At 63.2% G+C, this 22,339-nt stretch carries 19 protein-coding genes, 1 tRNA gene and 1 pseudogene; 5 read left to right on the top strand and 16 right to left on the bottom strand.

The features are described 5' to 3' along the window. Positions 1-47: 47 nt before the first annotated feature. From rpoB to P6U29_RS17715, 10 genes are all read right to left on the bottom strand, one after another. Positions 48-4,172 carry a DNA-directed RNA polymerase subunit beta gene (gene rpoB, locus P6U29_RS17760; RefSeq protein ID WP_407118760.1) on the bottom strand — a complete coding sequence of 1,375 codons (4,125 nt, stop codon included), beginning with the start codon at positions 4,170-4,172 and terminating at the stop codon, positions 48-50. A 480-nt stretch (positions 4,173-4,652) separates the two neighbouring features. Continuing rightward, on the bottom strand, positions 4,653-5,033 hold the full coding sequence (rplL, locus tag P6U29_RS17755; RefSeq protein ID WP_122402689.1) for a 50S ribosomal protein L7/L12: 381 nt from the start codon (positions 5,031-5,033) through the stop codon (positions 4,653-4,655). Between the two features lie 54 nt (positions 5,034-5,087). Further along, positions 5,088-5,606: a 50S ribosomal protein L10 gene (rplJ, locus tag P6U29_RS17750; RefSeq protein WP_024342439.1), complete on the bottom strand. Its 519-nt coding sequence runs from the start codon at positions 5,604-5,606 to the stop codon at positions 5,088-5,090. A 585-nt stretch (positions 5,607-6,191) separates the two neighbouring features. Then, positions 6,192-7,145: a 2-hydroxyacid dehydrogenase gene (locus tag P6U29_RS17745; protein ID WP_407118759.1), complete on the bottom strand. Its 954-nt coding sequence runs from the start codon at positions 7,143-7,145 to the stop codon at positions 6,192-6,194. A gap of 89 nt (positions 7,146-7,234) precedes the next feature. Next, complete coding sequence (gene rplA / locus P6U29_RS17740; protein ID WP_018647230.1) at positions 7,235-7,927, bottom strand: 50S ribosomal protein L1; 693 nt, start codon at positions 7,925-7,927, stop codon at positions 7,235-7,237. 6 nt (positions 7,928-7,933) lie between these two features. After that, entirely contained in the window at positions 7,934-8,362 is a 429-nt protein-coding gene (gene rplK / locus P6U29_RS17735; protein ID WP_011088164.1) for a 50S ribosomal protein L11, read from the bottom strand. Positions 8,363-8,495: 133 nt separating this feature from the next. Continuing rightward, positions 8,496-9,050, bottom strand: a complete 555-nt coding sequence (gene nusG / locus P6U29_RS17730) for a transcription termination/antitermination protein NusG (protein WP_407118758.1) — start codon at positions 9,048-9,050, stop codon at positions 8,496-8,498. Beyond that, positions 9,050-9,241 carry a preprotein translocase subunit SecE gene (gene secE, locus P6U29_RS17725; RefSeq protein ID WP_092294122.1) on the bottom strand — a complete coding sequence of 64 codons (192 nt, stop codon included), beginning with the start codon at positions 9,239-9,241 and terminating at the stop codon, positions 9,050-9,052. The genes nusG and secE overlap by 1 nt, the downstream gene beginning before the upstream one ends. A 332-nt stretch (positions 9,242-9,573) precedes the next feature. Further along, positions 9,574-9,765: a hypothetical protein gene (locus P6U29_RS17720; RefSeq protein ID WP_407118757.1), complete on the bottom strand. Its 192-nt coding sequence runs from the start codon at positions 9,763-9,765 to the stop codon at positions 9,574-9,576. Between the two features lie 220 nt (positions 9,766-9,985). Further along, a tRNA-Trp gene (locus tag P6U29_RS17715) sits at positions 9,986-10,061 on the bottom strand. Between the two features lie 146 nt (positions 10,062-10,207). Between P6U29_RS17715 and P6U29_RS17710 the strand changes: the two genes are divergently transcribed. Further along, the gene (locus P6U29_RS17710) at positions 10,208-11,431 is read left to right on the top strand and encodes a serine hydrolase domain-containing protein (protein WP_407118756.1); all 1,224 of its coding nucleotides are present in this window, start codon (positions 10,208-10,210) and stop codon (positions 11,429-11,431) included. Between the two features lie 146 nt (positions 11,432-11,577). On the opposite strand, the gene P6U29_RS17705 is transcribed toward P6U29_RS17710, so the two are convergent. Beyond that, positions 11,578-12,345 carry an SDR family NAD(P)-dependent oxidoreductase gene (locus P6U29_RS17705; RefSeq protein ID WP_407118755.1) on the bottom strand — a complete coding sequence of 256 codons (768 nt, stop codon included), beginning with the start codon at positions 12,343-12,345 and terminating at the stop codon, positions 11,578-11,580. Between the two features lie 140 nt (positions 12,346-12,485). Continuing rightward, positions 12,486-13,184: a histidine phosphatase family protein gene (locus P6U29_RS17700; protein ID WP_407118754.1), complete on the bottom strand. Its 699-nt coding sequence runs from the start codon at positions 13,182-13,184 to the stop codon at positions 12,486-12,488. Positions 13,185-13,317: 133 nt separating this feature from the next. Here P6U29_RS17700 and P6U29_RS17695 point away from each other — a divergent pair, with 133 nt between their 5' ends. The 3 genes from P6U29_RS17695 to P6U29_RS17685 all read left to right on the top strand — a co-directional run bounded on the left by P6U29_RS17695 (position 13,318) and on the right by P6U29_RS17685 (position 16,775). Next, on the top strand, positions 13,318-14,103 hold the full coding sequence (locus tag P6U29_RS17695) for an SDR family NAD(P)-dependent oxidoreductase (RefSeq protein WP_407118753.1): 786 nt from the start codon (positions 13,318-13,320) through the stop codon (positions 14,101-14,103). A 1,098-nt stretch (positions 14,104-15,201) separates the two neighbouring features. Continuing rightward, positions 15,202-16,374: an acetylornithine deacetylase gene (argE, locus tag P6U29_RS17690; protein WP_407118752.1), complete on the top strand. Its 1,173-nt coding sequence runs from the start codon at positions 15,202-15,204 to the stop codon at positions 16,372-16,374. 17 nt (positions 16,375-16,391) lie between these two features. Continuing rightward, complete coding sequence (locus P6U29_RS17685) at positions 16,392-16,775, top strand: immunity 8 family protein (RefSeq protein ID WP_407118751.1); 384 nt, start codon at positions 16,392-16,394, stop codon at positions 16,773-16,775. Between the two features lie 145 nt (positions 16,776-16,920). Here the strand turns inward: P6U29_RS17685 and P6U29_RS17680 are convergent. The 3 genes and pseudogenes from P6U29_RS17680 to P6U29_RS17670 all read right to left on the bottom strand — a co-directional run bounded on the left by P6U29_RS17680 (position 16,921) and on the right by P6U29_RS17670 (position 20,992). After that, positions 16,921-18,265 (bottom strand): annotated as a pseudogene (locus tag P6U29_RS17680) (IS5 family transposase). A 282-nt stretch (positions 18,266-18,547) separates the two neighbouring features. After that, positions 18,548-19,606: a phosphotransferase family protein gene (locus tag P6U29_RS17675; protein ID WP_407118750.1), complete on the bottom strand. Its 1,059-nt coding sequence runs from the start codon at positions 19,604-19,606 to the stop codon at positions 18,548-18,550. 150 nt (positions 19,607-19,756) lie between these two features. Next, positions 19,757-20,992: an acyl-CoA dehydrogenase family protein gene (locus P6U29_RS17670; RefSeq protein ID WP_407118749.1), complete on the bottom strand. Its 1,236-nt coding sequence runs from the start codon at positions 20,990-20,992 to the stop codon at positions 19,757-19,759. A gap of 211 nt (positions 20,993-21,203) precedes the next feature. Between P6U29_RS17670 and P6U29_RS17665 the strand changes: the two genes are divergently transcribed. After that, complete coding sequence (locus tag P6U29_RS17665; RefSeq protein WP_407118748.1) at positions 21,204-21,866, top strand: TetR/AcrR family transcriptional regulator; 663 nt, start codon at positions 21,204-21,206, stop codon at positions 21,864-21,866. A gap of 59 nt (positions 21,867-21,925) precedes the next feature. Here P6U29_RS17665 and P6U29_RS17660 read toward each other — a convergent pair whose 3' ends face one another. Further along, positions 21,926-22,318, bottom strand: a complete 393-nt coding sequence (locus tag P6U29_RS17660; RefSeq protein WP_407118747.1) for a RidA family protein — start codon at positions 22,316-22,318, stop codon at positions 21,926-21,928. Between the last annotated feature and the right edge of the window lie 21 nt (positions 22,319-22,339).

The following is a 22,339-nucleotide window of genomic DNA, read 5'->3' as shown; positions in this document are numbered from 1 at the left end:
GAGGGGCGCCAATGCCCGGCCGTGAAGGCCGGGCATGACAGGTCGAATTACTCGGCCGCTTCCGACGTCGGTGCCGGTCCCATCTTGGAGTTGTGCAGGTCGACGTTGAGGCCGAGCGAGCGCATTTCCTTGACCAGCACGTTGAACGATTCCGGAATACCGGCCTCGAACGTGTCGTCGCCGCGCACGATCGCCTCGTACACCTTGGTGCGGCCGGCGACGTCGTCCGACTTCACCGTCAGCATCTCCTGGAGCGTGTACGCCGCGCCGTAAGCCTCGAGCGCCCACACCTCCATTTCGCCGAAGCGCTGACCGCCGAACTGCGCCTTGCCGCCCAGCGGCTGCTGGGTGACGAGCGAGTACGGACCGATCGAACGCGCATGGATCTTGTCGTCGACCAGATGGTGCAGCTTGAGCATGTAGATGTAGCCCACGGTCACCTTGCGATCGAACGGATCGCCGGTGCGGCCGTCATAGACGGTCGACTGACCCGAAGCGTCGAGACCGGCAAGCTTCAGCATGTCCTCGATGTCGGCTTCCTTGGCACCGTCGAACACCGGCGTCGCGATCGGCACGCCGCGGCTGAGGTTATGGCCGAGTTCGAGCAGCTCGTTGTCGTTGAGCGACTTGATCGTCTCGTCCTCGCCGTAGACCTTCTTCAAAGTTTCCTTCAGCGGCTTGATGTCCTGCTTCGACAAATAAGCATCGACCGTCTGGCCGATACGCTTGCCGAGACCGGCGCAGGCCCAGCCGAGATGGGTCTCGAGGATCTGTCCGACGTTCATGCGCGAGGGCACGCCGAGCGGATTGAGCACGATGTCGGCATGCGTACCGTCTTCGAGGAACGGCATGTCCTCGATCGGCACGATCTTCGACACCACGCCCTTGTTGCCGTGGCGGCCGGCCATCTTGTCGCCGGGCTGGATCTTGCGCTTCACCGCGACGAAGACCTTGACCATCTTCATCACGCCGGGCGGCAATTCGTCGCCGCGCTGAAGCTTCTCGACCTTGTCGAGGAAGCGCTGTTCCAGCCCCTTCTTCGACTCGTCGTACTGCTTCCGCATGGCCTCGATCTCGGCCATCAGCTTGTCGTTCGGCGAAGCGAACAGCCACCACTGCGACTTCGGGTACTCCTCGAGCACCGCACGGGTGATCTTGGTGTCCTTCTTGAAGCCCTTCGGACCCGCAATGCCCTGCCGCCCCTCGAGCAGCTCGGCAAGACGGTTGTAGACGTTGCGGTCCAGGATCGCCTGCTCGTCGTCGCGGTCCTTGGCGAGGCGCTCGATCTCTTCCCGCTCGATCGCCAGCGCACGCTCGTCCTTGTCGACGCCGTGACGGTTGAACACGCGCACTTCCACGATCGTGCCCTGCACGCCCGGAGGAACGCGCAGCGAGGTATCGCGGACGTCGGAGGCCTTCTCGCCGAAGATGGCGCGCAGGAGCTTCTCTTCCGGCGTCATCGGGCTTTCGCCCTTCGGCGTGATCTTGCCGACGAGGATGTCACCGGCGCGCACTTCTGCACCGATGTAGACGATGCCGGCTTCGTCGAGGTTCTTCAGCGCTTCTTCCGAGACGTTCGGAATGTCGCGGGTGATCTCCTCAGGTCCGAGCTTGGTGTCGCGGGCCATCACCTCGAACTCCTCGATGTGGATCGAGGTGAAGACGTCTTCCTTCACGATCCGCTCGGAGAGCAGGATCGAGTCTTCGAAGTTGTAGCCGTTCCACGGCATGAACGCGACCAACACGTTCCGGCCGAGCGCGAGCTCGCCGAGATCGGTCGACGGACCGTCGGCGATGATGTCGCCCTTCTTGACGATGTCGCCGACCTTCACCAGCGGACGCTGGTTGATGCAGGTCGACTGGTTGGAGCGCTGGTACTTCATCAGACGGTAGATATCGACACCCGACTTGGTCGGATCGAGATCTTCCGTGGCGCGGATGACGACCCGGGTGGCGTCGATCTGGTCGATCACGCCCGAACGGCGCGCCGCGATCGCGGCGCCCGAGTCACGGGCAACCACGCCTTCCATGCCGGTGCCGACGAACGGCGCCTCGGCGCGAACCAGCGGCACCGCCTGGCGCTGCATGTTCGAGCCCATCAGCGCGCGGTTGGCGTCGTCGTTCTCGAGGAACGGAATCAGCGCCGCGGCGACCGAAACGAGCTGCTTCGGCGACACGTCCATGTAGTCGACCTTGTCGGGCGTCATCGGCACGACGTCGCGGGTCCCGCTCGAGCGGCAGACCACCAGGTCTTCGGTGAAGCGGCCCTTGGCGTCGACCGGCACGTTGGCCTGGGCCACGGAATAGCGCCCTTCTTCCATCGCCGACAGGTACACGACCTCGTCGGTGACACGACCATCCTTGACCTTGCGATACGGCGTCTCGACGAAGCCGTACTTGTTCACGCGCGCGAAGGTCGCGAGCGAGTTGATCAGACCGATGTTCGGACCTTCCGGCGTCTCGATCGGGCAGATGCGGCCGTAATGCGTCGGATGCACGTCGCGCACCTCGAAGCCGGCGCGCTCGCGGGTCAGACCGCCCGGTCCAAGCGCCGACAGGCGGCGCTTGTGGGTGATCTCGCTGAGCGGGTTGGTCTGGTCCATGAACTGCGAGAGCTGCGAGGAGCCGAAGAACTCGCGCACGGCGGCGGCCGCAGGCTTGGCGTTGATCAGGTCCTGCGGCATGACCGTGTCGATATCGACCGAGGACATGCGCTCCTTGATCGCGCGCTCCATGCGCAACAGGCCGATGCGGTACTGGTTCTCCATGAGCTCGCCGACCGAACGCACACGGCGGTTGCCGAGATGGTCGATGTCGTCGATCTCGCCCTTGCCGTCGCGCAGATCCACCAGCGTCTTGATGACGGAGAGAATGTCCTCCTTGCGCAGCGTGCGCTGGGTGTCCGGCGCATCGAGGTCGAGGCGCATGTTCATCTTGACACGGCCGACCGCGGAGAGGTCGTAGCGCTCGGCGTCGAAGAACAGCGACTGGAACATGGCCTGCGCCGATTCCAGCGTCGGCGGCTCGCCCGGACGCATCACGCGGTAGATGTCGAACAGCGCGTCCTCACGCGTCATGTTCTTGTCGGCCGAGAGCGTGTTGCGGATGTAGGGGCCGACATTGACGTGGTCGATGTCGAGCAGCGGCAGCTCCTTGTAGCCCTGCTCGTTGAGCACCTTCATCAGCTTGTCGGTGATTTCCTCACCGGCTTCGGCGTGGATCTCGCCAGTCTTCGGATTGACGAGGTCCTCGGCGACGTAATTGCCGACCAGCTCTTCGTCAGCCATGCGCAGCGCCTTCAGCCCCTTCTCCTGGAGCTGCCGGGCGGCACGTACGGTGAGCTTCTTGCCGGCCTCGAGCACGACCTTGCCGCTGTCGGCGTCGATCAGGTCGTTGACGGTCGAGTAGCCGCGGAAACGGTTGGCGTCGAACGGAACGCGCCAGCCTTCCTTGGTCCGCTTGTAGAGGATCTTCTTGTAGAACGTGGACAGGATCGCCTCGCCGTCGAGGCCGAGGGCGAACATCAGCGACGTCACCGGAATCTTGCGGCGACGGTCGATACGCGCATAGACGATGTCCTTGGCGTCGAACTCGATGTCGAGCCAGGAGCCGCGATACGGGATGACACGGGCGGCGAACAGCAGCTTGCCCGAGGAATGGGTCTTGCCCTTGTCATGGTCGAAGAACACGCCGGGCGAACGGTGCATCTGCGAGACGATGACGCGCTCGGTGCCGTTGACGATGAAGGTGCCGTTCATCGTCATGAGCGGGATGTCGCCCATGTAGACGTCCTGCTCCTTGATGTCCTTCACCGACTTGGCGCCGGTTTCCTCGTCGATATCGAACACGATGAGGCGCAGCGTCACCTTGAGGGGTGCAGCGAAGGTCATGCCGCGCTGGCGGCACTCGTCGACGTCGTATTTCGGCTGCTCGAACTCGTAGCGGACGAATTCCAGCATCGAGGTGCCCGAGAAGTCGGAGATCGGAAACACCGAGCGGAACACCGCCTGCAGACCCTCGTCGAGACGGCCGCCCGGGGGTTCGTCGACCATCAGGAACTGGTCATAGGACGCCTTCTGAACCTCGATGAGGTTCGGCATCTCGGCGACTTCCTTGATGTGTCCGAAGAACTTGCGAACGCGTTTGCGACCGGTGAATGTCTGCTGCGCCATCGTGGCCTCTCATTTTCGTCGCCCGCTCTGGGCGCGCCGTCCGGAACGCGGCTGCCACCGCCTTCCGGGTTGAATTTTTCGAACCCGTCTTGGGGGCCGGAGACGCAGTTTCAGGCGCCGATGTCCTGAATCCGTTCTTCAGACCTTCAAAACGCAAAACGACGCGCGGGGCGCAGATGCGCGCCCGCCCGTCACAACGATCATCTTCACGGACTGCAAAAGCCCGAAATAGCCTGCTCTCCCAACGGCTTACAGGGAAATCCGGCATCCCTGCCCACCGCGCTTTCGTGCTGCCGACCCGATATGGGGCGACAATAGTGGAGATTCGAGGGTTAAACCCTCAAATCCCCACACTTTTTTGTGTTCGGCCTGCGTCGGGACGTTCCGTCGCACGCCTTTTGCATCCGACCCCCTCTTGAGGGCGGACCGGGATCCCGGACCTTGCCGATGCGCGGCCGGGATCCCGCCAGCAAGCGCTGCTTACTTGAGCTCGACCTTGGCGCCAGCCTTCTCGAGCTGGGCCTTGATCTTGTCGGCTTCTTCCTTGTTCACGCCTTCCTTCAGCGGCTTCGGAGCACCCTCGACGAGGTCCTTTGCTTCCTTCAGGCCGAGACCGGTGATGGCGCGGACTTCCTTGATGACCTCGATCTTCTTGTCGCCGGCGCTGGCGAGAACGACCGTGAACTCGGTCTTCTCTTCCGCCGGAGCGGCAGCGCCGCCGCCAGCACCAGCCGGCCCGGCCACGGCGACAGCCGCGGCAGCCGAAACGCCCCACTTCTCTTCGAGGAGCTTCGCCAGTTCGGCAGCTTCGAGCACGGTGAGGCTCGAGAGGTCGTCAACGATCTTCTGCAAGTCAGCCATTGTTCAGTTTCCTTACGTGTAAGTCTGGTTCGGGTTTGAGTTTTGCGAAGGGCGTCAGGCCGCTTCGCCCTTTGAGGCATGAGCCTGGATGACGCGCGCGAGCTTGCCCGCGGGCGCATTGGCGAGCTGGGCCAGCTTGGTCGCCGGGGCCACGATGAGGCCGACGATCTTGCCACGCAGTTCGTCAAGCGACGGCAGCGAGGCAAGCGCCTTCACGCCGTCGACATTCAGGACGGTCTTCCCCATCGATCCGCCGACGATGACGAACTTCTCGTTCGCCTTGGCGAAGTCGATGGCGACCTTCGGCGCCGCTACCGGATCGCTGGAAGTCGCGATCACGGTCGGCCCCTTCAGCATGGGGCCGATGGCAACGACGTCAGTGCCTTCAAGAGCAATTTTGGCGAGACGGTTCTTCGAGACCTTCACCGATGCGCCAGCCTGCCGCATCTGCTTGCGCAGAGTCTGCATCTGGGCGACGGTGAGGCCGGAATATTGAGCAACGATCGCGACGCCCGTGGTCTTGAAGACCTCATGGAGCTGTTCGACCGCTTCTTTTTTTGCCGCTCGTTCCACAGCAAGCTCTCTCCGGTTGGCGGTCATCGCGAGAAGCGGGACCGCCGGGTTGCACCCATCGTCCCGCCCAAACCTGAACCTCAGGGCCAAAACCCTTCGGACACGCCGGGCAAGACGACAATTCAAAGCCTGCCCTCCGGGAGCCCCCCAAAGGCCCACGGCGTGTCGAGGTCCGAACCAGACCCTTTTCGCGAAGCCAGCCCTTAAAGCTGGGTGCGAAGTGAAATCCGGTCTTCACCCGTCTATGCAGGCCATGTGATTAAGCCGTTGAGAAATCGAAATTTCCCGCGGGCGCCTGCAGTCTTGGACAGGACAAGGTCAGCCGGCGAACCGCCCGACCTCTGCCCGCACCCCAGCCAACCGACGGGTTTTCCTTCCTTTTCCGGCAAATCCTTGCGGACGTCCTGAAAAGGAATAATCTCCTGCCGTATCGGGTTTTTCGGAATGCGCGCACGAACGCGCCAGCCGAGGCCGGCGCGTCCGGAGGCGGTTCTTTAACCGCTCGGAGCCTGCTTGCCAAGAGCAAAATTCACACCAATTCCATCGATTGGTGGCGGGGCTTGAAATGGCCCAACAAGGACCGATTCAGGCCGATTTGACCGCATAAGGCAGCGGCTTATCCTCAAAGAACGCACTCAGGTTCGCCAGCACGCAATTCTGCATGGCCACGTGCGAGTCTAGGGTATGGCCGCCAATATGGGGGGCGAGCACGACGTTAGGGAGCGCGGTCAAGGCGTCGGGAGCGTGCGGTTCCTTCTCATAGACGTCGAGGCCGGCGCCGGCGATGGTCTTGTCGGTGAGGGCCGCGACCAGAGCCTTCTCGTCGATGACCGACCCACGCGAGATGTTGACGACATAGCCGTCCGCGCCGAGTCGCCTCAGGATACCGGCATTGACGACATTCTGGGTCTCCGCCCCCGCCCGCACCGCGATGATCAGCACGCTGCACCAATCGGCCAGCGCCTCCAGAGAGGGAAAATATTGATAACGCAGATCGTATTTGGTGCGGCTGAAATAGCCGACCTCGCTCTCGAACGCTGCGCAGCGTGCCGCGATCTTGCGGCCGATCTCGCCGATGCCGTAGATGCCGATGCGGCGGCCGGGCATGCCCGCTTGCGGGCGCATCATCGGCGACTGCTTTGACGCCGCCCAATCGCCGCTGCGGACGTATTGGTCGGCAACCAGGATCCGCCGCGTCGTCGCCAGCATCAGGGTCATCGCAATGTCGGCGACGGAAGCGGCATTGGCTCCCGGACTGTGGCCGACCGCGATGTTGCGGGCGGCGGCCGCCTTTAGATCGACGCCGTCATAGCCGGTGCCGTAGCAGACGATAGCGCCGAGCTTGGGAAACAAGTCCATTGCCTCCGCACCGAGCGGCGAGCCGCCTGCGGTGAGCAGCGCGCGGATGCCGCTGAGCTCATCCGCCGAAAACACCTCGCCCGCGGGCTTGCCGCCGGTATCGAGCAGCTCGAACCGCTCTGCGAAACGCGCCATCATCGTCTTGGGAAAGCGCGAATAGATCAGGACCTTGTCAGCCATTGTTCTTGTTTCCGCTAAGCGCCGCCACAACGACGAAGGGCGGAATCGGTTGCCCAATTCCGCCCCTCGCCTCATGCAAGTCTTGAACCTTAGCCGAGAATGGTGCCCGGCTCGACCTTCACGCCGGGGCCCATCGTCGAGGACACCGCAACGCGCTGGATGTAGGTGCCCTTGGAACCGGCGGGCTTTGCCTTGGAGACGGCGTCCGCGAGAGCCTTGATGTTCTCGACCAGCTTCTCCTCGGAGAACGAGGCCTTGCCGACACCGGCCTGCAGGATGCCGGCCTTCTCGACGCGGAACTCGACCGAGCCGCCCTTGGCGCCCTTCACCGCACCGGTGACATCCATGGTCACGGTGCCGATCTTCGGGTTCGGCATCAGGCCGCGCGGGCCGAGCACCTTACCGAGGCGGCCGACCAGCGGCATCATGTCGGGGGTGGCGATGCAGCGGTCGAAATCGATCGAGCCGTTCTGCACCTTCTCGACCAGGTCCTCGGCGCCGACGACGTCGGCACCCGCAGCCTTGGCCTCGTCGGCCTTGGCGCCGCGGGCGAATACGCCGACGCGGAGCGTACGGCCAGTACCATTCGGCAGGGTCACGACACCGCGGACCATCTGGTCGGCGTGACGGGGATCGACGCCGAGATTGATCGCGACCTCGATGGTCTCGTCGAACTTCGCTTTGGCACGCTCCTTGACCATCTTGATGGCGTCCGCGAGCGGGTAAAGCTTTTCGCGGTCAATGCCTTCGCGGGCTTTGTTCAAACGCTTTCCGATTGCCATGGCCGCTTACCCCGCAACTTCCAGACCCATCGAACGGGCCGAGCCCTCGACCATCTTCATGGCCGATTCGATGGTGTCGCAATTCAAGTCCTTCATCTTCTTCTCGGCGATCTCGCGCACCTGCGCCTTGGTCACCTTGCCGGCCTTGTCGCGGCCCGGCGCCTTCGAGCCGGACTGGATCTTGGCAGCCTGCTTGAGGAAGTAGGACATCGGCGGCGTCTTCATCTCGAAGGTGAAGGAACGGTCCGCATAGATGGTGATGATCACCGGGATCGGGGTGTTCTTCTCTTCCTTCTGGGTCTGCGCGTTGAACGCCTTGCAGAACTCCATGATGTTGAGACCGCGCTGACCAAGCGCGGGACCGATCGGGGGCGAAGGATTCGCCGCACCGGCCGGGACCTGAAGCTTCAGGTATCCGGTCACTTTCTTTGCCATGTATCACTCCTGTTGTGCCGGCAGCTGCCGGCGGTTTCAGGTTCGTGGTCGGGATCTCGAGCGGCTGGCAACCGCCCTCGTCCTCCCACGGCCTCTTGTCGCGTGAGGCCCCAGAGCCTCATGCCTCGTCCGGTCAGACCTTCTCGACCTGACCGAATTCCAGTTCGACTGGCGTCGCGCGGCCGAAGATCGACACCGCCACCTTCACGCGCGAGCGCGCCTCGTCGATTTCCTCGACCACACCCGAGAACGAGGCGAACGGGCCGTCGGCCACGCGCACGTTCTCGCCGATCTCGAACGACATCGATGCCTTCGGCCGTTCCACGCCTTCCTGCACCTGGTGCAGGATGCGCATGGCCTCGGCTTCCGAGATCGGCATCGGCTTGTTTTCCGCGCCGAGGAAGCCGGTGACCTTGGGCGTGTTCTTGATCAGGTGGAACGCCTCGTCGGTCAGCTTCATCTTCACCAGCACATAGCCCGGGAAGAACTTGCGCTCGGCGTCGATCTTACGGCCGCGGCGCACTTCCGTGACCTTCTCGGTCGGCACCAGCACCAGCTCGAACAGCTCCTCGAGCCCGCGCTGCTTGGCCTGCTCGCGGATCGATTCGGCGACCTTCTTCTCGAAGTTCGAATAGGCGTGGACGATGTACCAGCGCTTGTCGGACACTTGAGCGGTTGCTGTTGCCATCAGTGAATGCCCAGGAGGAAGGTGATGAGGTAGCGGATGATCTGGTCGGCGGCGAAAAAGAAGATCGAGGCCAGCGCGACCATGACGAACACCATGATGGTGGTGATCGTGGTCTCGCGGCGGGTCGGCCAGGTGACCTTGGCAGTCTCCGAGCGCACTTCCTGCAAGAACTTGAACGGGCTGACTGCCATCGTTTGGGGTCCAACGTCCGTCGACAGACGCAAATGAATTTCAGGGATCCGAACAGCCGCCGTTGGCCCAGCCCTCTGTCTCGAAGGATGAGCCGGAAACCGGGCTCGAGTGTTCGGGGATTTCAAAGCCGCGCCGGAGATCCGCGTCTAACGGGCCGGCTGCGAGTGCCGGGTATCTACTGCGGATGGGGTCAAAGGTCAACATATTCAACATATAGAGAGTTCGTGGGGGCAAGCCGCCTCCCCCAGACGGCCGTGCAGAGGCCATGTGGATCAAGGGGTTATCCACCGCCCGCAAAGGCGCCGGGGAAACCATCGGCAGCCGGGCACGGTCAGTCGGCCCGATCCACCATGGAAATGCCCGGCAGCGGCACCACGAACTTTCCACCTTCGGCGAAATAGCGGGCGCGCTTGGCCCGGATCGGGTCGACATAGCGCCAGGCGAAGACCACGACCAAGGCGGGCTTGGGCTCGTAATGGGCGGCCGGAGGCAGAATCGGAATGTCGTAACCCGGGCCGGCCATTACGCTCCCCTTGTTGGGATCATCGTCCACCAGGAAGTCGATCTTGTTCTCCAGGCCGAACTGTCACCCAGCGCCCCACCTGCACGTCGGACCCCGGCGTGCTAGACGACCTCGGGCCTTAACACCAGCCGTTGATCGTCAAGGTGACCTTCTGAGATTCTCAGGCGAGGACGGCTTGTTCCCTACCCCGCCAGCGTCTGACTTAAGTGATTGATTTTGCTGGCAGGAGTGGAGAGGCTCGAACTCCCAACCCCCGGTTTTGGAGACCGGTGCTCTACCAATTGAGCTACACTCCTACAGATCCCCGTTGCCGCGGATCAGGGGCGCTTTGAAGCACAGGGGACGGCCGGTTTGCAAGGGTGAACCACCAGCTTCGCTTGTTTGCACCGGGGTTTTCGGGCCACTGTCTGTTCCTGAAAATCAAGAACAACCGGGAGCCTCCATGAACGTTCAAGCTGCCACCATAGCCGCCTCCGCGGCCCAGACCCCGTCTTTGCCGGAAGCCCGCCCCGAGACGCTTGGGCTGTCGCGTCCCCGCCTCCAGGCCATGTCGGACGCCCTCAGGCGCGAGATCGACAAGGGAACCGTTCCCGGGGTCACCGTGCTGGTGGCCCGGCGCGGCCAAATCGGCTGGTTCGAGACGCTCGGCAAGCAGAGCCCGGCAGGCGCTGCGCCGATGGCGCGCGATTCGATTTTCCGCATCTTCTCGATGACCAAACCGATCGTCTCGGTCGGCATCATGGCGCTGGTCGAGGACGGCCAGCTCCTGCTGGGCGACGCGGTCGCAAAATTCATCCCGGAATTTGCGAGCCAGCAGGTCGGCGTCGTCAAGGACGGCAAGTTGGAACTGGTGCCGCCGACGCGGCCCATGACCGTGCAGGACCTGCTCCGCCACACCTCCGGCCTCACCTACGAGCACCAGGGCGACGGCCTCGTGCACAAGCTCTACCAGGAATCCCGCGTCCGCAGCCGCAAGATCACCAATGCCGAGCACGCCGCACTGGTGGCGAGCTTTCCGCTGGTCTGCCAGCCCGGCGCGGAGTTCAACTACAGTCGCTCCACCGACATCCTTGGCCGCATCATCGAGGTCGTCAGCGGCAAAACGCTCGGCACGTTCCTCACCGAGCGCGTGCTCGCGCCGCTCCAGATGGCCGAGACCGGCTTCTCGACCTCTGCGGCCAATGTCGGGCGTCTTGCCGAGCCATTCGCGGCCGACCCCTGGACTGGCGACAAGGTCGCACTGTTCAACATGCTCGAGCAACCGGTGATGGAGTCCGGCGGCGGCGGCCTGGTCTCGACCACGATGGACTATGCCCGCTTCTGCCTGATGCTGCGCAATAGCGGCACGCTCGACGGCAACAGGATCATCGGCCGCAAGACGCTGGAGCTGATGGCCTCCGATCACCTCGGGCCAGGCGTTGCGATCAACGGCACGCTGCTGTCGCCCGGCCACGGCTTCGGCCTCGGCTTTGCCGTGCGCCGCGAAGCCGGCATCGCGCCTTTCCCCGGCAGCGTCGGCCAGTATTTCTGGAGCGGCATTGCCGGCACGTTTTTCTGGATCGATCCGAAGGAGGATCTGTTCGCGGTTTTCATGAGCCAGGGCCCGGGCCAGCGTGATTACACGCGAACCTTGGTGCGGGATCTGGTTTACACGGCGGTGGAGTGAGGTCTCTTGCCCCGGACGCGCTGCAACGCCCATCGCGTTGCGGCGCAGAGCCGGGGCCCATGCATCCACGATCTCGTCCGTGGCCTTCTGGGTCCCAGATCGGCGCGCGCCTGAAGCGCGCTTGTCCGGGACACGAGAGCAATGCCTCAACTGATCGTCGCCCCGCCGTCGATCACCATGGTCTGGCCGGTCATGAAGTCGCCGGCCTTCGATCCCAGGAACACGGCCGCGCCCGCGATCTCGTCGGGGATGCCGATGCGCAGCAGCGGCGAGCGCGAGGTCGAAGCCTTCAGGTTCTCCGGATTGTCCCACAGCGCTTTCGCGAAATCGGTCTTGATCAGGCCGGGCGCAATGCAGTTCACGCGGATATTGTGCTTGCCGTACTCGCAGGCGAGATTGCGCGCGAGCTGCATGTCGGCGGCTTTCGAGATCGCGTAAGCACCGAGGATGGTCGACCCCTTCAGGCCGCCGATCGAGGAGACGATGATGATCGAGCCGTCCTTGCGCTCGATCATCTGCGGCACCACCATCGAGATCAGCCAATTGTTGGCGACGATATTGTTGTCGAGGATTTTTCTGAACTGATCGTCGGAGATGCCGGCGAGCGGACCGTAATACGGGTTCGACGCGGCGTTGCAGACCAGCACGTCGATTTTGCCGAAGGCACGGTTGCTCTCGTCAACGAGGTTTTGCAGATTCTCTTTCGAGGAGATGTTCGCGGCGATTGCGACCGCGGTGCCCTTGCCGAATCTGTCGTTGATGCTCTTCGCCACCTGATCGCAGACGTCGGTCTTGCGCGAGGAGATCACCACCTTGGCGCCATGCTCGGCCATGCGCTCGGCGATTGCGAGCCCGATGCCGCGCGTCGAGCCGGTGATGACCGCGACTTTCCCCTTCATGTCGAACAAGGTCATGTTTCTCTCCCAGAGTGATCTTCGTATTCAATGTCGTTACGCAGCGAAGCAAAACATCGAACTCAGGTGCGCAACTGCGCACCTGAGAATCTCGAGATTCCGGGTCTGGTCCTGCGGACCGTCCCGGAATGACAGCTCGCTCAGGCGAGCTTCTTGACTTCCGGTCCCGCCGGCTGGTGCATCGCCGCGTGCGCAGCATCTGCGATCCACGGCTGCTGGTTGACCATCGGCAGCCGCCAGACCGTGCGCTCGGGACTTGCGAAATGATCGAGCCGCGTCACCGACACATTGTCGATATCGAACGCAAGCCCCTGCTCCGGCAGGTCACCGAGTGCGAGGCCGACAGCCGCCTTGATGGTCCCGCCATGCGCAACTGCGATGATGTCCTGCCCGGCCGCCTCTTTGTTGATGCGCTCGATGGTGCGGCGCGTGCGGTTGTAGAGGTCCATGAAGCTTTCGCCGCCGGGCGCGGGCTCGTTGATATCGGCGAACCAGCTCGTGCCGACGGGGCGGCTCGCGACGAACTCGGCGCGGTTCATGCCCTGCCAGCGGCCGAGATTCTGCTCGGCGAGGTCGGCTTCCCATTTCATCGACGCGGGTTTCGGGAAACCGGCCGCCCAGATCGCTTCGGCGGTCTGGTGCGTGCGCATCAGATTGCTCGAATACCAGACCGCGTTGCGTGGCAGCACCTTGGCAACGGCATTGAACACGTAGGTGTCGCTGGTGTCGCAGGCGATATCACTCTGCCCGTAGATGTTGCCGCCGTCATTACGAACCGGCGCATGACGGACCCACCACCACCTCGTCGTGACGACCTTCTTGCCGGAGTCGGACATCATCGAACCCCTTCCATCCCGTGTGATGTCGCTGTACGTCAGTAACGAACGTGTCTCAAGACACTTTACCGTTTGAAATCTTGTTTGAAATTCCGTCGCGCGGCAAGGGCCGCGTGCGAGCAAAAGGGAGAAGCGCATGGGCCGCCTGCAAGGCAAATCCGTCATCATCACCGGCGCCGGCAGCGGCATCGGCCGCGCCGCTGCGCTGCTGTTCACCAAGGAAGGCGCCAAGCTGATCGCGGTCGATCGCACCGAGGCGGTGAAGGAGACCGTCGACGAGGTGAGAAAGGCCGGCGGCATTGCGGAAGCCATGATGGCGGATGCCGGCTCGGAGGCCGACGTCATCGCTGTGATCGACAAGGCGGTGAAGACGCATGGCCGGCTCGACGTGATCTGGGCCAATGCCGGCATCTCCGGCGGGCTCGTTCCGCTCGCCGAGCAGACCGTGGAGCATTGGCAGGAGATTTTGCGCGTCAACCTGATCGGGCCGTTTCTCGCGGTGAAATACGCGATGCCGCACATGATCAAACAGCAGTCCGGCGCGATCGTGCTGACGGCCTCGGTCGCAGGCCTCAAGGCTGGCGCGAGCGGACATCCCTATGCGGCGAGCAAGGCCGGCGTGATCAGCCTGGTGCAGACCACCGCCTATTCGCTCACCGGCACCGGCGTGCGCATCAACGCGGTGTGCCCGGGCCTGATCGAAACCGGCATGACCAAGCCGATCTTCGACCGCGCCAAGGAGCGCGGCACTCAAGACAAGATCGGCCAGCTCAACCCTCTCAAGCGGGCCGGACAGCCGCACGAGCTCGCGGCGATGGGATTGTTTTTGGCGAGCGACGAGGCCTCGTATGTCAACGGCCAGGCGTTCCCGGTCGACGGCGGCTTGACGGCATCGATGCCGTATACGGGGAAACCGGTGTAGTTCGCACAATGTGTGTCCCGGACGCGACGCAGCGCGCAGCGGTGCGGCGCAGAGCCGGGACCCAGGAGGCCACGGCACTCGCTGCTACATGGGCCCCGGCTCTGCAGCGCACCGCCGAAGAGGCGCTGCGCTGCGTCCGGGGCACGAGACCTGAGTCTTCGCGCACAGCCGCCTCAGCATCGTCATTGCGAGCGCAGCGAAGCAATCCAGAAATGCATCCGCGGAACGACTCTGGATTGCTTCGCTGCGCTCGCAATGACGGAGTGTGGGGTGGCAGCCTCGCTCCTCCAACACGCATCTCCTTTGTAGACACACTTTCTCGTCCTCGCGGCTCATCTCGCCCGAGCTTTGCTTGGTCACTCCACCCTCTGAAAGCCAAGAGGCGCAGGGAAGACCGAGAGCCGGTTGGCTCCCACCGACCGCCATGCCAAGAGCAGATTGCGTGCGCTTCAATGCATAGCGGGTAACAGGGCAACCGGAGACATCCCGGCCTTCCCTGCGCAGTGGTTTTACGGCTTATGTCGCGCTCTCCCCGGGGAGCGATGCACTATTGCCCCCGTCGCCTTGCGGATGGCTGATGCGCGTGCCCGGTCGGGCAACACACATCACCGCAACACTTGGCGCACAGACCCCGGGCGCCAGGACCACACGATTTTGCCGTACGCAAGCCGCACCCGTCGTTGGCGCGAGGTCTTCGCTCACGGTCGCCCGCTCTGCAAAACCCTTCGCGCCGGTGTGGCCACGTCCACCGCCGCCCGGCCCGCGTGTCGTGACGATCGCGATACGCCCCTCTTCGTTGGGCCGGGTTGGCGCGCACTATCCGCCAATTCCGAATTTCGGTAAAGCGGAATATTTTTGGCCGAGTGCGTTGACCCATCGCTTGGGTGTTTTGTCCGACGAGCAACGCAAGGTCTTGTAGGGTGTAGCCCGGATGGAGCGAAGCGTAATCCGGGAATCGCGCCGGCGCGTACAGCGGTCCCGGATTGCGCTTCGCTCCATCCGGGCTACACCGGGGTGTGTTGATTTGCGCCACCGCCCACCACGTTGGTATGGTTCCTGCAGGCAACTCAGCCTCCATTCCCTGACAAGATCGAGACAATGCAGAGCTCAAGACCCGACCGTATCCGCAAACTGCTTGCCGACCTCGTCGGCTTCGACACCATCAGCGACCGCACCAACCTGCGCCTGATTGCCCATATCGAGAGCTACCTCGCCGCATTCGGCATCAAAGGCGAGCGCATCGTCGACGCGACCGGGCAGAAGGCCTCGCTGTGGGTCACGATCGGGCCGGACGACCGGCGGGGCTTCGTGCTGTCGGGCCATACCGACGTGGTGCCGGTCGTGGGCCAGGACTGGAGCCATGATCCGTTCAAGCTCGTCGAGCGCGACGGCAAGCTCTACGGCCGCGGCACCACCGACATGAAGGGTTTCGTCGCGGTGTGCCTCGCCATGGTACCGGAGATGCTGGAAGCCAGGCTCAAGACGCCAATTCATCTGGCGATCTCCTATGACGAGGAGATCGGCTGCGTCGGGGTGCGGCCGATGCTGCGCGAGGTCGCGAAGAAGACGGTCAAGCCGCTCGGTGCCTTCATCGGCGAGCCGACTCAGATGCAGGTCATCATCGGCCACAAGGGCAAGCATGGCGTGCGCGCCACGTTCCGCGGGCTCGCCCGCCATTCCTCGATCGCGCCCGACGGGGTGAATGCGATCGAATATGCGGCCGAGCTGATCGTCGAAATCCGCCGCCGCGCCGAGCAACTCGCGGCCGCGCGATCGACGGACAGCCTCTACGACGTGCCGCACTCGACGCTGCTCACCAGCATCGTGCATGGCGGCGCGGCGCTGAACATCGTGCCCGACACTTGCACGGTGGAGTTCGAGTGCCGCGGCATCGGCATCACCGAGTCGCGCGAGGTCACGGATGCGATCGTCGCCTGGGCCAAGGCCGAACTCGAGCCGGCGATGAAGGCGAAGAATGCCGAGTGCGGCATCACCTTCGAAGAGATCCTCGACTACCCCGCGCTCGACACCACCGCCGACGCCGCAATCGTCACCCTCGCCAAGAGCCTTGCGGGGCGCAATGACCACGCCAAGGTCGCCTTCGGCACCGAGGCCAGCCTGTTCGCCAGCATGGCTGACATTCCCTCGGTGGTGATCGGCCCGGGCTCGATCGCGCAGGCGCATACGCCTGACGAGTTCGTGGCGATGGCGGAGCTGGAGAAGTGCGCAGGCTTTGTGGAGAGGCTGATCGCGCATTGTGTGAAGGGATAGGCGACAACGGGCAAGTCATGGCAGCGAAAGTTCGACCACAACTAAAGTCGCTCTTCAGTCCGGACGCCGATCCGATTGATCAATTCATGCCGGACGGACCGTTCGGGATTTTGGTCATGGCGATGATTGGACCTGCGGACAGCTTGGGTGAAGAGTCGTTCGACTTCATGCTCTGCACTCCCGATTGGTTCGCTTCGCATATGAAGAGCGACATCGTCGAAGGGAGGCACTACCTCTTCGTCAAGGATTTCAACTACGCGCAGCTAAAAAGCTTTGTTGAAGACTATTGCGTCAAATGCTCTGCAAACTCATGGCCTGAGGTGGCCGAGAAGCTGGCTCGGCTCGGGAAATGGGAGTTTGAGGACTATGCAGAATACAAGCCGCCCCCAGCGGCGTGGTAACGGCAGCGCGGTAGGGGTGGGCATCCGTGGTGGTTCGAAGAGCAAAGGCGAAAGAATCAGCTCGCCTCATCACAGCTGTCATGCCCCGGCTTGACCGGGGCATCCAGTACGCCGCGGCTTCTCGGTTCAAGCATTTAGTCGTCCGTTAAGAACGCGATTTCAGCGGTGAGGGGTTGCTCGTGGCTGCGATGAGGGTGGTCAGGATCAGGCGCCAAAAAGCTCTCAGCCAGGCGAGGATGCGGCGGAAGTTGTGGCCGACGGCCGAGAGGATGACGTTGGCCGCATCGCCGGCGCGGCCTTTGAGATAGCAGCGGCCGAGGTGACCATCGGTCTTCAGGTGTCCGATGATGGGTTCGATGGCGGAGCGGCGGCGCAGCTCGCGCTTGATGACCCCAAAGACGCCGCGCTTCTGGCCGGAGATGAAGATGCGGCGGGGATTTTGTGCGTCGTGGCCGCGGTATCCCTTGTCGACATAGGCCCGCTCGATCGCGCAGCCGGTGAGTGTCTCGGTGCGGTCGATGACGTCCCGCAAGGTGTGACCGTCATATGGTTATCGGGTAACGCCCTGGCGTGCAGCACGAACACGCCACCGGGAGCACGGCGGTTGTTGGTGACGATCGAGGCTTTGACACCGAACTCGTAAGGCGCGGCTGCCTTGCCCTTGCCGATGCACTCCACCTCCGGGGCGTGGAAGGAATAAAGCTTCCAGCCACGCTGACGCTGCTGTTGCGAGCGGATCTGCGAAGCCCGGCTGAGCGGGAGGACGAAGGCGTTCTCGAGCACAGCTCGACCTTCGATCTTGCGGCCGATATCGCGGATGATCCGGCCCAGCCGGCTACGCAGGATGCGCAACTGCCGCTGATGCCGCCTGAATTGCTTGGCATGGGCGTAGCGTCCCGCCATCATTGCCGCGGTCTTGGCGACGCGCAGATAGGACTGCCGCAGCTTGACCCCGTGCTTCCTCGCCAGGCGGTTGAGCCCCTTGATCGCTGCGTGCAGCAGCTTGGCATCGGTCGGGAAGGTGATCGCCTTCGGCTGCACGGTGGTATCGACCGTGACACGCTTGAGGTCCTGGCTGCGTAACGCGCCGGCTTCGTGCGCCACCCGCAAGCTCTCGGCCAGCAGCAGCTCCAGCTTGTCGCCGAGCCGCTTGCGCCAGTGGCTCAAATCCGAGCGCTCGTGCGGAAATGAATGCTGGAAGAACTCTTCGCCGGTGAAGTACTGGAAATACGGGTCGTGGACCCAGCGCTCGCACACCCCTCGTCGGACAGGCCGTAAATCTGCTTGAGCAGCAGCAGCCCAATCACGAAGCGGGTCGCGATGTCTGGCCGGCCGTTCTCGCTGTAGAGCGGCGCGATCTCCCCATCGATCCAGTCCCAGTCGACCCTGCCGGCGAGCTGAACCAGCTCGTGCTTCATATTGATGATCTGGTCCAGCCTGGCCCGGAACAGATCGCCCGATCCCGTCGCCTTCTGCTTCTTCGGCCGCATCGCCCCCTCCGATGCGACCACGGAATCATGACTGGCGATTCGACGGAATCCTGAAAATGAAAATGCAAGGTTCCGATCCCCGAAGCATCAAAACCCTGCAATCGCAAAAAAGCCGGTCTGCCAGATTACGATTCCACATCAGTCACTTGGTCGCTCTTAACGGACGACCATTTAGCGTCTCTGGAATATTGCCCGCCTTCGCGGGCAATGACGCGGAGTGTGTGGAGGCAGCGTGAAACCACCAACACAAAGGCGCGCCCGTCGGTAGCGCCTTCGTTGTCGCTACACCGCGCCCGCCTTCTGCGCGTATTCCCACGACGCCTTCGACAGCGGCACGGTGCGCTTGGCTGACTCCAGCGCCTTGGCGTTGGCGGCGGTGCCGTCGCGGACGCGGCCGGCGATGCCTTGGGTGATGCCGGCGAGACGGAACAGATTGTAGGCGAAGTACCAGTTGAGATCAGGCACCGTCATCTTGGTGACGTTGCAATAGATCTGCGCCGCCTCTTCCAAGCTCGGGATGTTGAGCGCCTTGAGGTCGACGCCCTGCAGGCCCGGCATGATCCACTGCATCAAGAGATAGGTGAAGTCGGCCATGGGGTCGCCGAGCGTCGACAGCTCCCAGTCCAGCACGGCCTGCACGCGCGGTTCCGTCGCGTGGAAAATCATGTTGTCGAGGCGGTAGTCGCCATGGACGATCGAGACGCGCGCCTGCTCCGGCACGGTCTTCGGCAGCCATTCGGCAACCTTTTCGAACTCCGGGATGTGCTGCGTCTCGGATGCCCGGTACTGCTTGGTCCAGCGGTCGATCTGGCGCGCAAAGTAGTTGCCGGGCTTGCCGAAGTCGCCAAGGCCGATGGCGTTTGGATCGAACATGTGGAGCTTCGCCAGCGTCTCGATCTTGCTGGTGAAGATCTTGCGCCGCGCATCGTTATCCTGGCTCGGCAGCGTCGGATCCCAGAACACGCGCCCCTCCTCCATCGACATGATGTAGAAGGCGGCGCCAATGACGCTGTCGTCCTGGCACAGCGCATAGGCGCGAGCGACCGGAAAGCCCTGCTTTCCTAGGGCTGCAATGACACGGTATTCGCGATCGACCGCATGCGCCGAGGGCAGCAGCTTGCCGAACGGCTTGCGGCGCATCACGTAGGAGCGGTTCGGCGTGTTGAGGCGATAGGTTGGATTGGACTGGCCGCCCTTGAACTGCAGCACGACCAGCGGGCCTTCAAAACCTTCGACATGCTCGCGCATCCAGGCTTCCAGGCGCAGCTCGTCGAAACGATGCCGTTCCTCGACGGGCTTGGTGCCCGAGAATTCTTCGTCCTTTCTGACGCCGTCAGCCACGATGACGCTCCCTCTCAGTCCTGACCATTTCAGGTCGAGCACGATCCTAATGGGTAACCGCTGGCGCACTTGCGTCAAGCGGTCACCTCATCATGCCTGTCACTTCTTCAAATCGGGAGCGCCTTCCGGCACTCCCTCTTGGTGACTTGCTTAGTGACTTGGAGAGTTTGCATACTTCCGAAGTTCAAGCCTGGCAATGGCGCGGTTGTGCACCTCGTCCGGACCGTCGGCGAGCCTGAGCGTGCGGATGTGGGCGTAGTCCTTGGCTAGGCCCGCTTCGTCCGACACGCCCGCACCGCCGAACGCCTGGATCGCCTCGTCGATGATCTTCAGCGCCATGTTGGGCGCTGCGACCTTGATCATGGCGATCTCGGCCTGCGCGGTCTTGTTGCCGACCTTGTCCATCATGTCGGCCGCCTTGAGGCACAGGAGACGCGTCATCTCGATGTTGGTGCGGGCTTCGCCGATGCGCTGCTCCCACACGCTGTGCTCGACGATCTTCTTGCCGAACGCGGTACGCGAGGCGAGCCGCTTCACCATCTTCTCCAGCGCCTCCTCGGCCTTGCCGATGGTGCGCATGCAGTGATGGATACGGCCCGGGCCGAGACGGCCCTGTGCGATCTCGAAGCCGCGGCCTTCGCCGAGCAGGATGTTCTCCTTCGGCACCCGCACGTTCTCGAGCAGCACCTGGGCGTGGCCGTGCGGCGCATCGTCGAAGCCGAACACGGGCAGCATCTTCTCGACCTTGATGCCTAATGTGTCGAGCGGAACCAGGATCTGCGACTGCTGCTGATGCTTGGCCGCCTTGAAATCGGTCTTCCCCATCAGGATCGCGATCTTGCAGCGGGGATCGCCGACGCCGGACGACCACCATTTGCGGCCGTTGATGACGTAATGGTCGCCGTCCTTCTCGATGCGCGTCTCGATGTTGGTGGCGTCGGAGGATGCGACCGCTGGTTCCGTCATCAGGAAGGCTGAGCGGATCTCGCCGTCCATCAGCGGACGCAGCCATTTGCGCTTCTGCTCCTTGGTACCGTAGCGGATGAACACTTCCATATTGCCGGTGTCGGGCGCCGAGCAGTTGAACACTTCCGAGGCCCAGGTGATGCGGCCCATCTCTTCCGACAGCAGCGCATATTCGAGATTGGTCAGTCCCGCGCCGCGGAATTCGTCGTCCTCGTGCTCGGACGGCGGCATGAACATGTTCCAGAGGCCCTCGGCCCTCGCCTTCTTCTTGAGGTCTTCCAGGATCGGGATGACCTTCCAGCGGTCGCCGCTCTTGTCCTGCTGATCGTAAATCGGAACCGCCGGGCGCACGTGCTTGACCATGAAGGACCGCACGCGGTCGAGCCATTCCTTCTGCTTGGGGGACATGTCGAAGTCCATGGGACGCTCCTCGCTTTTCTCTCGCTGGTACTTTTGCGCCGGACTGTCCTCCCGCCCTGCGCGGCCCGCAAGCGCGAATACACGAACTGCGGGGCGCACCGGAACCCATCGCAGTTGCGAATGAGTCCCGATTGCGGATTGACTTTCCCGGCCTTCAAACGATAGTTTCATACAACTGTTTGAATTGCAACTCCCCTCCCTGAGGGCCCCCATGGCCAGCGATCATACGAGGTCTGCCATTCTCGCCGCCGCCGAACGGCTCTATGCCGACCGCGGCTTCGGCGACGTGACGCTGCGCGACATCGTCGCGGAGGCCGGCGTCAACCTCGCAGCGGTGAACTACCATTTCGGCTCAAAGGACGAGCTGATCGCGGAATTATTCGTCACTCGTTCGGTTCAGACCAACCGCGAGCGCCTGCGCGAATTGAAGGCGGCGGAAGAGCAAGGCGGCGGCCGTGCGCCGATCGAAGTGATCTTGCGCGCGCTGGTGGGGCCGACCTTGCGCGGCTGCCTGGGACCGGAGAACCAGCGCTCGACCGCCGCGCGCTTCATGATCCGCGCCTCGATCGAATCCGTGCCACCCATCCGCCGCATCAAGAACCGCGAGATCGATCATTTGCGCAAATTCGCCGCCGCAATGCGCAGGTCCCTGCCCGACCGCAGCGACGTCGATATCTATTGGGGCCTCAACTTCGCGCTCGCCATGGCGCACCACACCATCCGCGAGAGCGAGCGGCTGACGAAGCTGTCGGAAGGCAAATGCGACCTCGACGACGTCGAGGACGTGGTCGCGCGCGTGGTCAGCGTCGCGACGATGGCGCTGACGGCAGGAAAGGCCGAGGCGAAGGCGCCGGCAAAGATGGCGGCGCGTTAGCACGAGACCGTCGACACACTGACGCTGCGCTCCCGCGAGGTGAAGTGACCGCTGGCACCTCACATCATCGCGATGCAGTCGATCTCGACGTCGAAGGGGGCGAACCATTCCGGCGTGTAGACGAAGATCCGCGCCGGCGGGTCATGCGGGAAATAGCGTGCATAGACCACGTTGAAGACTGCGAAGTGCTTCGTCGAGGTGCAGTAAACGTTGCACTTCATGACGTTGTCGAGCGAGGCGCCCGCCGTCTCAAGGCACAGCTTCATCTGTTCCATGACGATCTCGCTCTGCCGCTCGATCGGGGCGGAGGCGATCTCGCCCGTCTCCGGGTCAAATGGCGGCAGGCCGGAGACGAAGATCATGTTGCCGGCGCGCGTCACCGGCGAGGTCGGCGCCTTCCAACGGTCGAGAAAGGACGAGATCGGTTCGACGCGGAGCGCTTCGCGTTTCATTGGCGGCCACCTTCGGTTCGA

The organism is Bradyrhizobium sp. LMG 9283 (assembly GCF_045571415.1).
Taxonomy (GTDB): Bacteria; Pseudomonadota; Alphaproteobacteria; order Rhizobiales; family Xanthobacteraceae; genus Bradyrhizobium.
The sequence above is the reverse complement of the archived record's forward strand: the minus strand, read 5'-3'. Positions and strand labels throughout refer to the sequence as shown.

What these genes read in the sequence shown, in the direction of transcription:
- P6U29_RS17695 (WP_407118753.1), top strand. Translation starts at nt 13,318, where the DNA reads ATGGGCCGCCTGCAAGGCAAATCCGTCATCATCACCGGCGCCGGCAGC.
- P6U29_RS17705 (WP_407118755.1), bottom strand. Translation starts at nt 12,345, where the DNA reads ATGACCTTGTTCGACATGAAGGGGAAAGTCGCGGTCATCACCGGCTCG.
- P6U29_RS17720 (WP_407118757.1), bottom strand. Translation starts at nt 9,765, where the DNA reads ATGGCCGGCCCGGGTTACGACATTCCGATTCTGCCTCCGGCCGCCCAT.
- rplA (WP_018647230.1), bottom strand. Translation starts at nt 7,927, where the DNA reads ATGGCAATCGGAAAGCGTTTGAACAAAGCCCGCGAAGGCATTGACCGC.
- argE (WP_407118752.1), top strand. Translation starts at nt 15,202, where the DNA reads ATGCAGAGCTCAAGACCCGACCGTATCCGCAAACTGCTTGCCGACCTC.
- P6U29_RS17700 (WP_407118754.1), bottom strand. Translation starts at nt 13,184, where the DNA reads ATGATGTCCGACTCCGGCAAGAAGGTCGTCACGACGAGGTGGTGGTGG.
- rpoB (WP_407118760.1), bottom strand. Translation starts at nt 4,172, where the DNA reads ATGGCGCAGCAGACATTCACCGGTCGCAAACGCGTTCGCAAGTTCTTC.
- rplL (WP_122402689.1), bottom strand. Translation starts at nt 5,033, where the DNA reads ATGGCTGACTTGCAGAAGATCGTTGACGACCTCTCGAGCCTCACCGTG.
- nusG (WP_407118758.1), bottom strand. Translation starts at nt 9,050, where the DNA reads ATGGCAACAGCAACCGCTCAAGTGTCCGACAAGCGCTGGTACATCGTC.
- P6U29_RS17660 (WP_407118747.1), bottom strand. Translation starts at nt 22,318, where the DNA reads ATGAAACGCGAAGCGCTCCGCGTCGAACCGATCTCGTCCTTTCTCGAC.
- P6U29_RS17665 (WP_407118748.1), top strand. Translation starts at nt 21,204, where the DNA reads ATGGCCAGCGATCATACGAGGTCTGCCATTCTCGCCGCCGCCGAACGG.
- P6U29_RS17685 (WP_407118751.1), top strand. Translation starts at nt 16,392, where the DNA reads ATGGCAGCGAAAGTTCGACCACAACTAAAGTCGCTCTTCAGTCCGGAC.
- P6U29_RS17670 (WP_407118749.1), bottom strand. Translation starts at nt 20,992, where the DNA reads ATGGACTTCGACATGTCCCCCAAGCAGAAGGAATGGCTCGACCGCGTG.
- rplK (WP_011088164.1), bottom strand. Translation starts at nt 8,362, where the DNA reads ATGGCAAAGAAAGTGACCGGATACCTGAAGCTTCAGGTCCCGGCCGGT.
- secE (WP_092294122.1), bottom strand. Translation starts at nt 9,241, where the DNA reads ATGGCAGTCAGCCCGTTCAAGTTCTTGCAGGAAGTGCGCTCGGAGACT.
- P6U29_RS17710 (WP_407118756.1), top strand. Translation starts at nt 10,208, where the DNA reads ATGAACGTTCAAGCTGCCACCATAGCCGCCTCCGCGGCCCAGACCCCG.
- P6U29_RS17745 (WP_407118759.1), bottom strand. Translation starts at nt 7,145, where the DNA reads ATGGCTGACAAGGTCCTGATCTATTCGCGCTTTCCCAAGACGATGATG.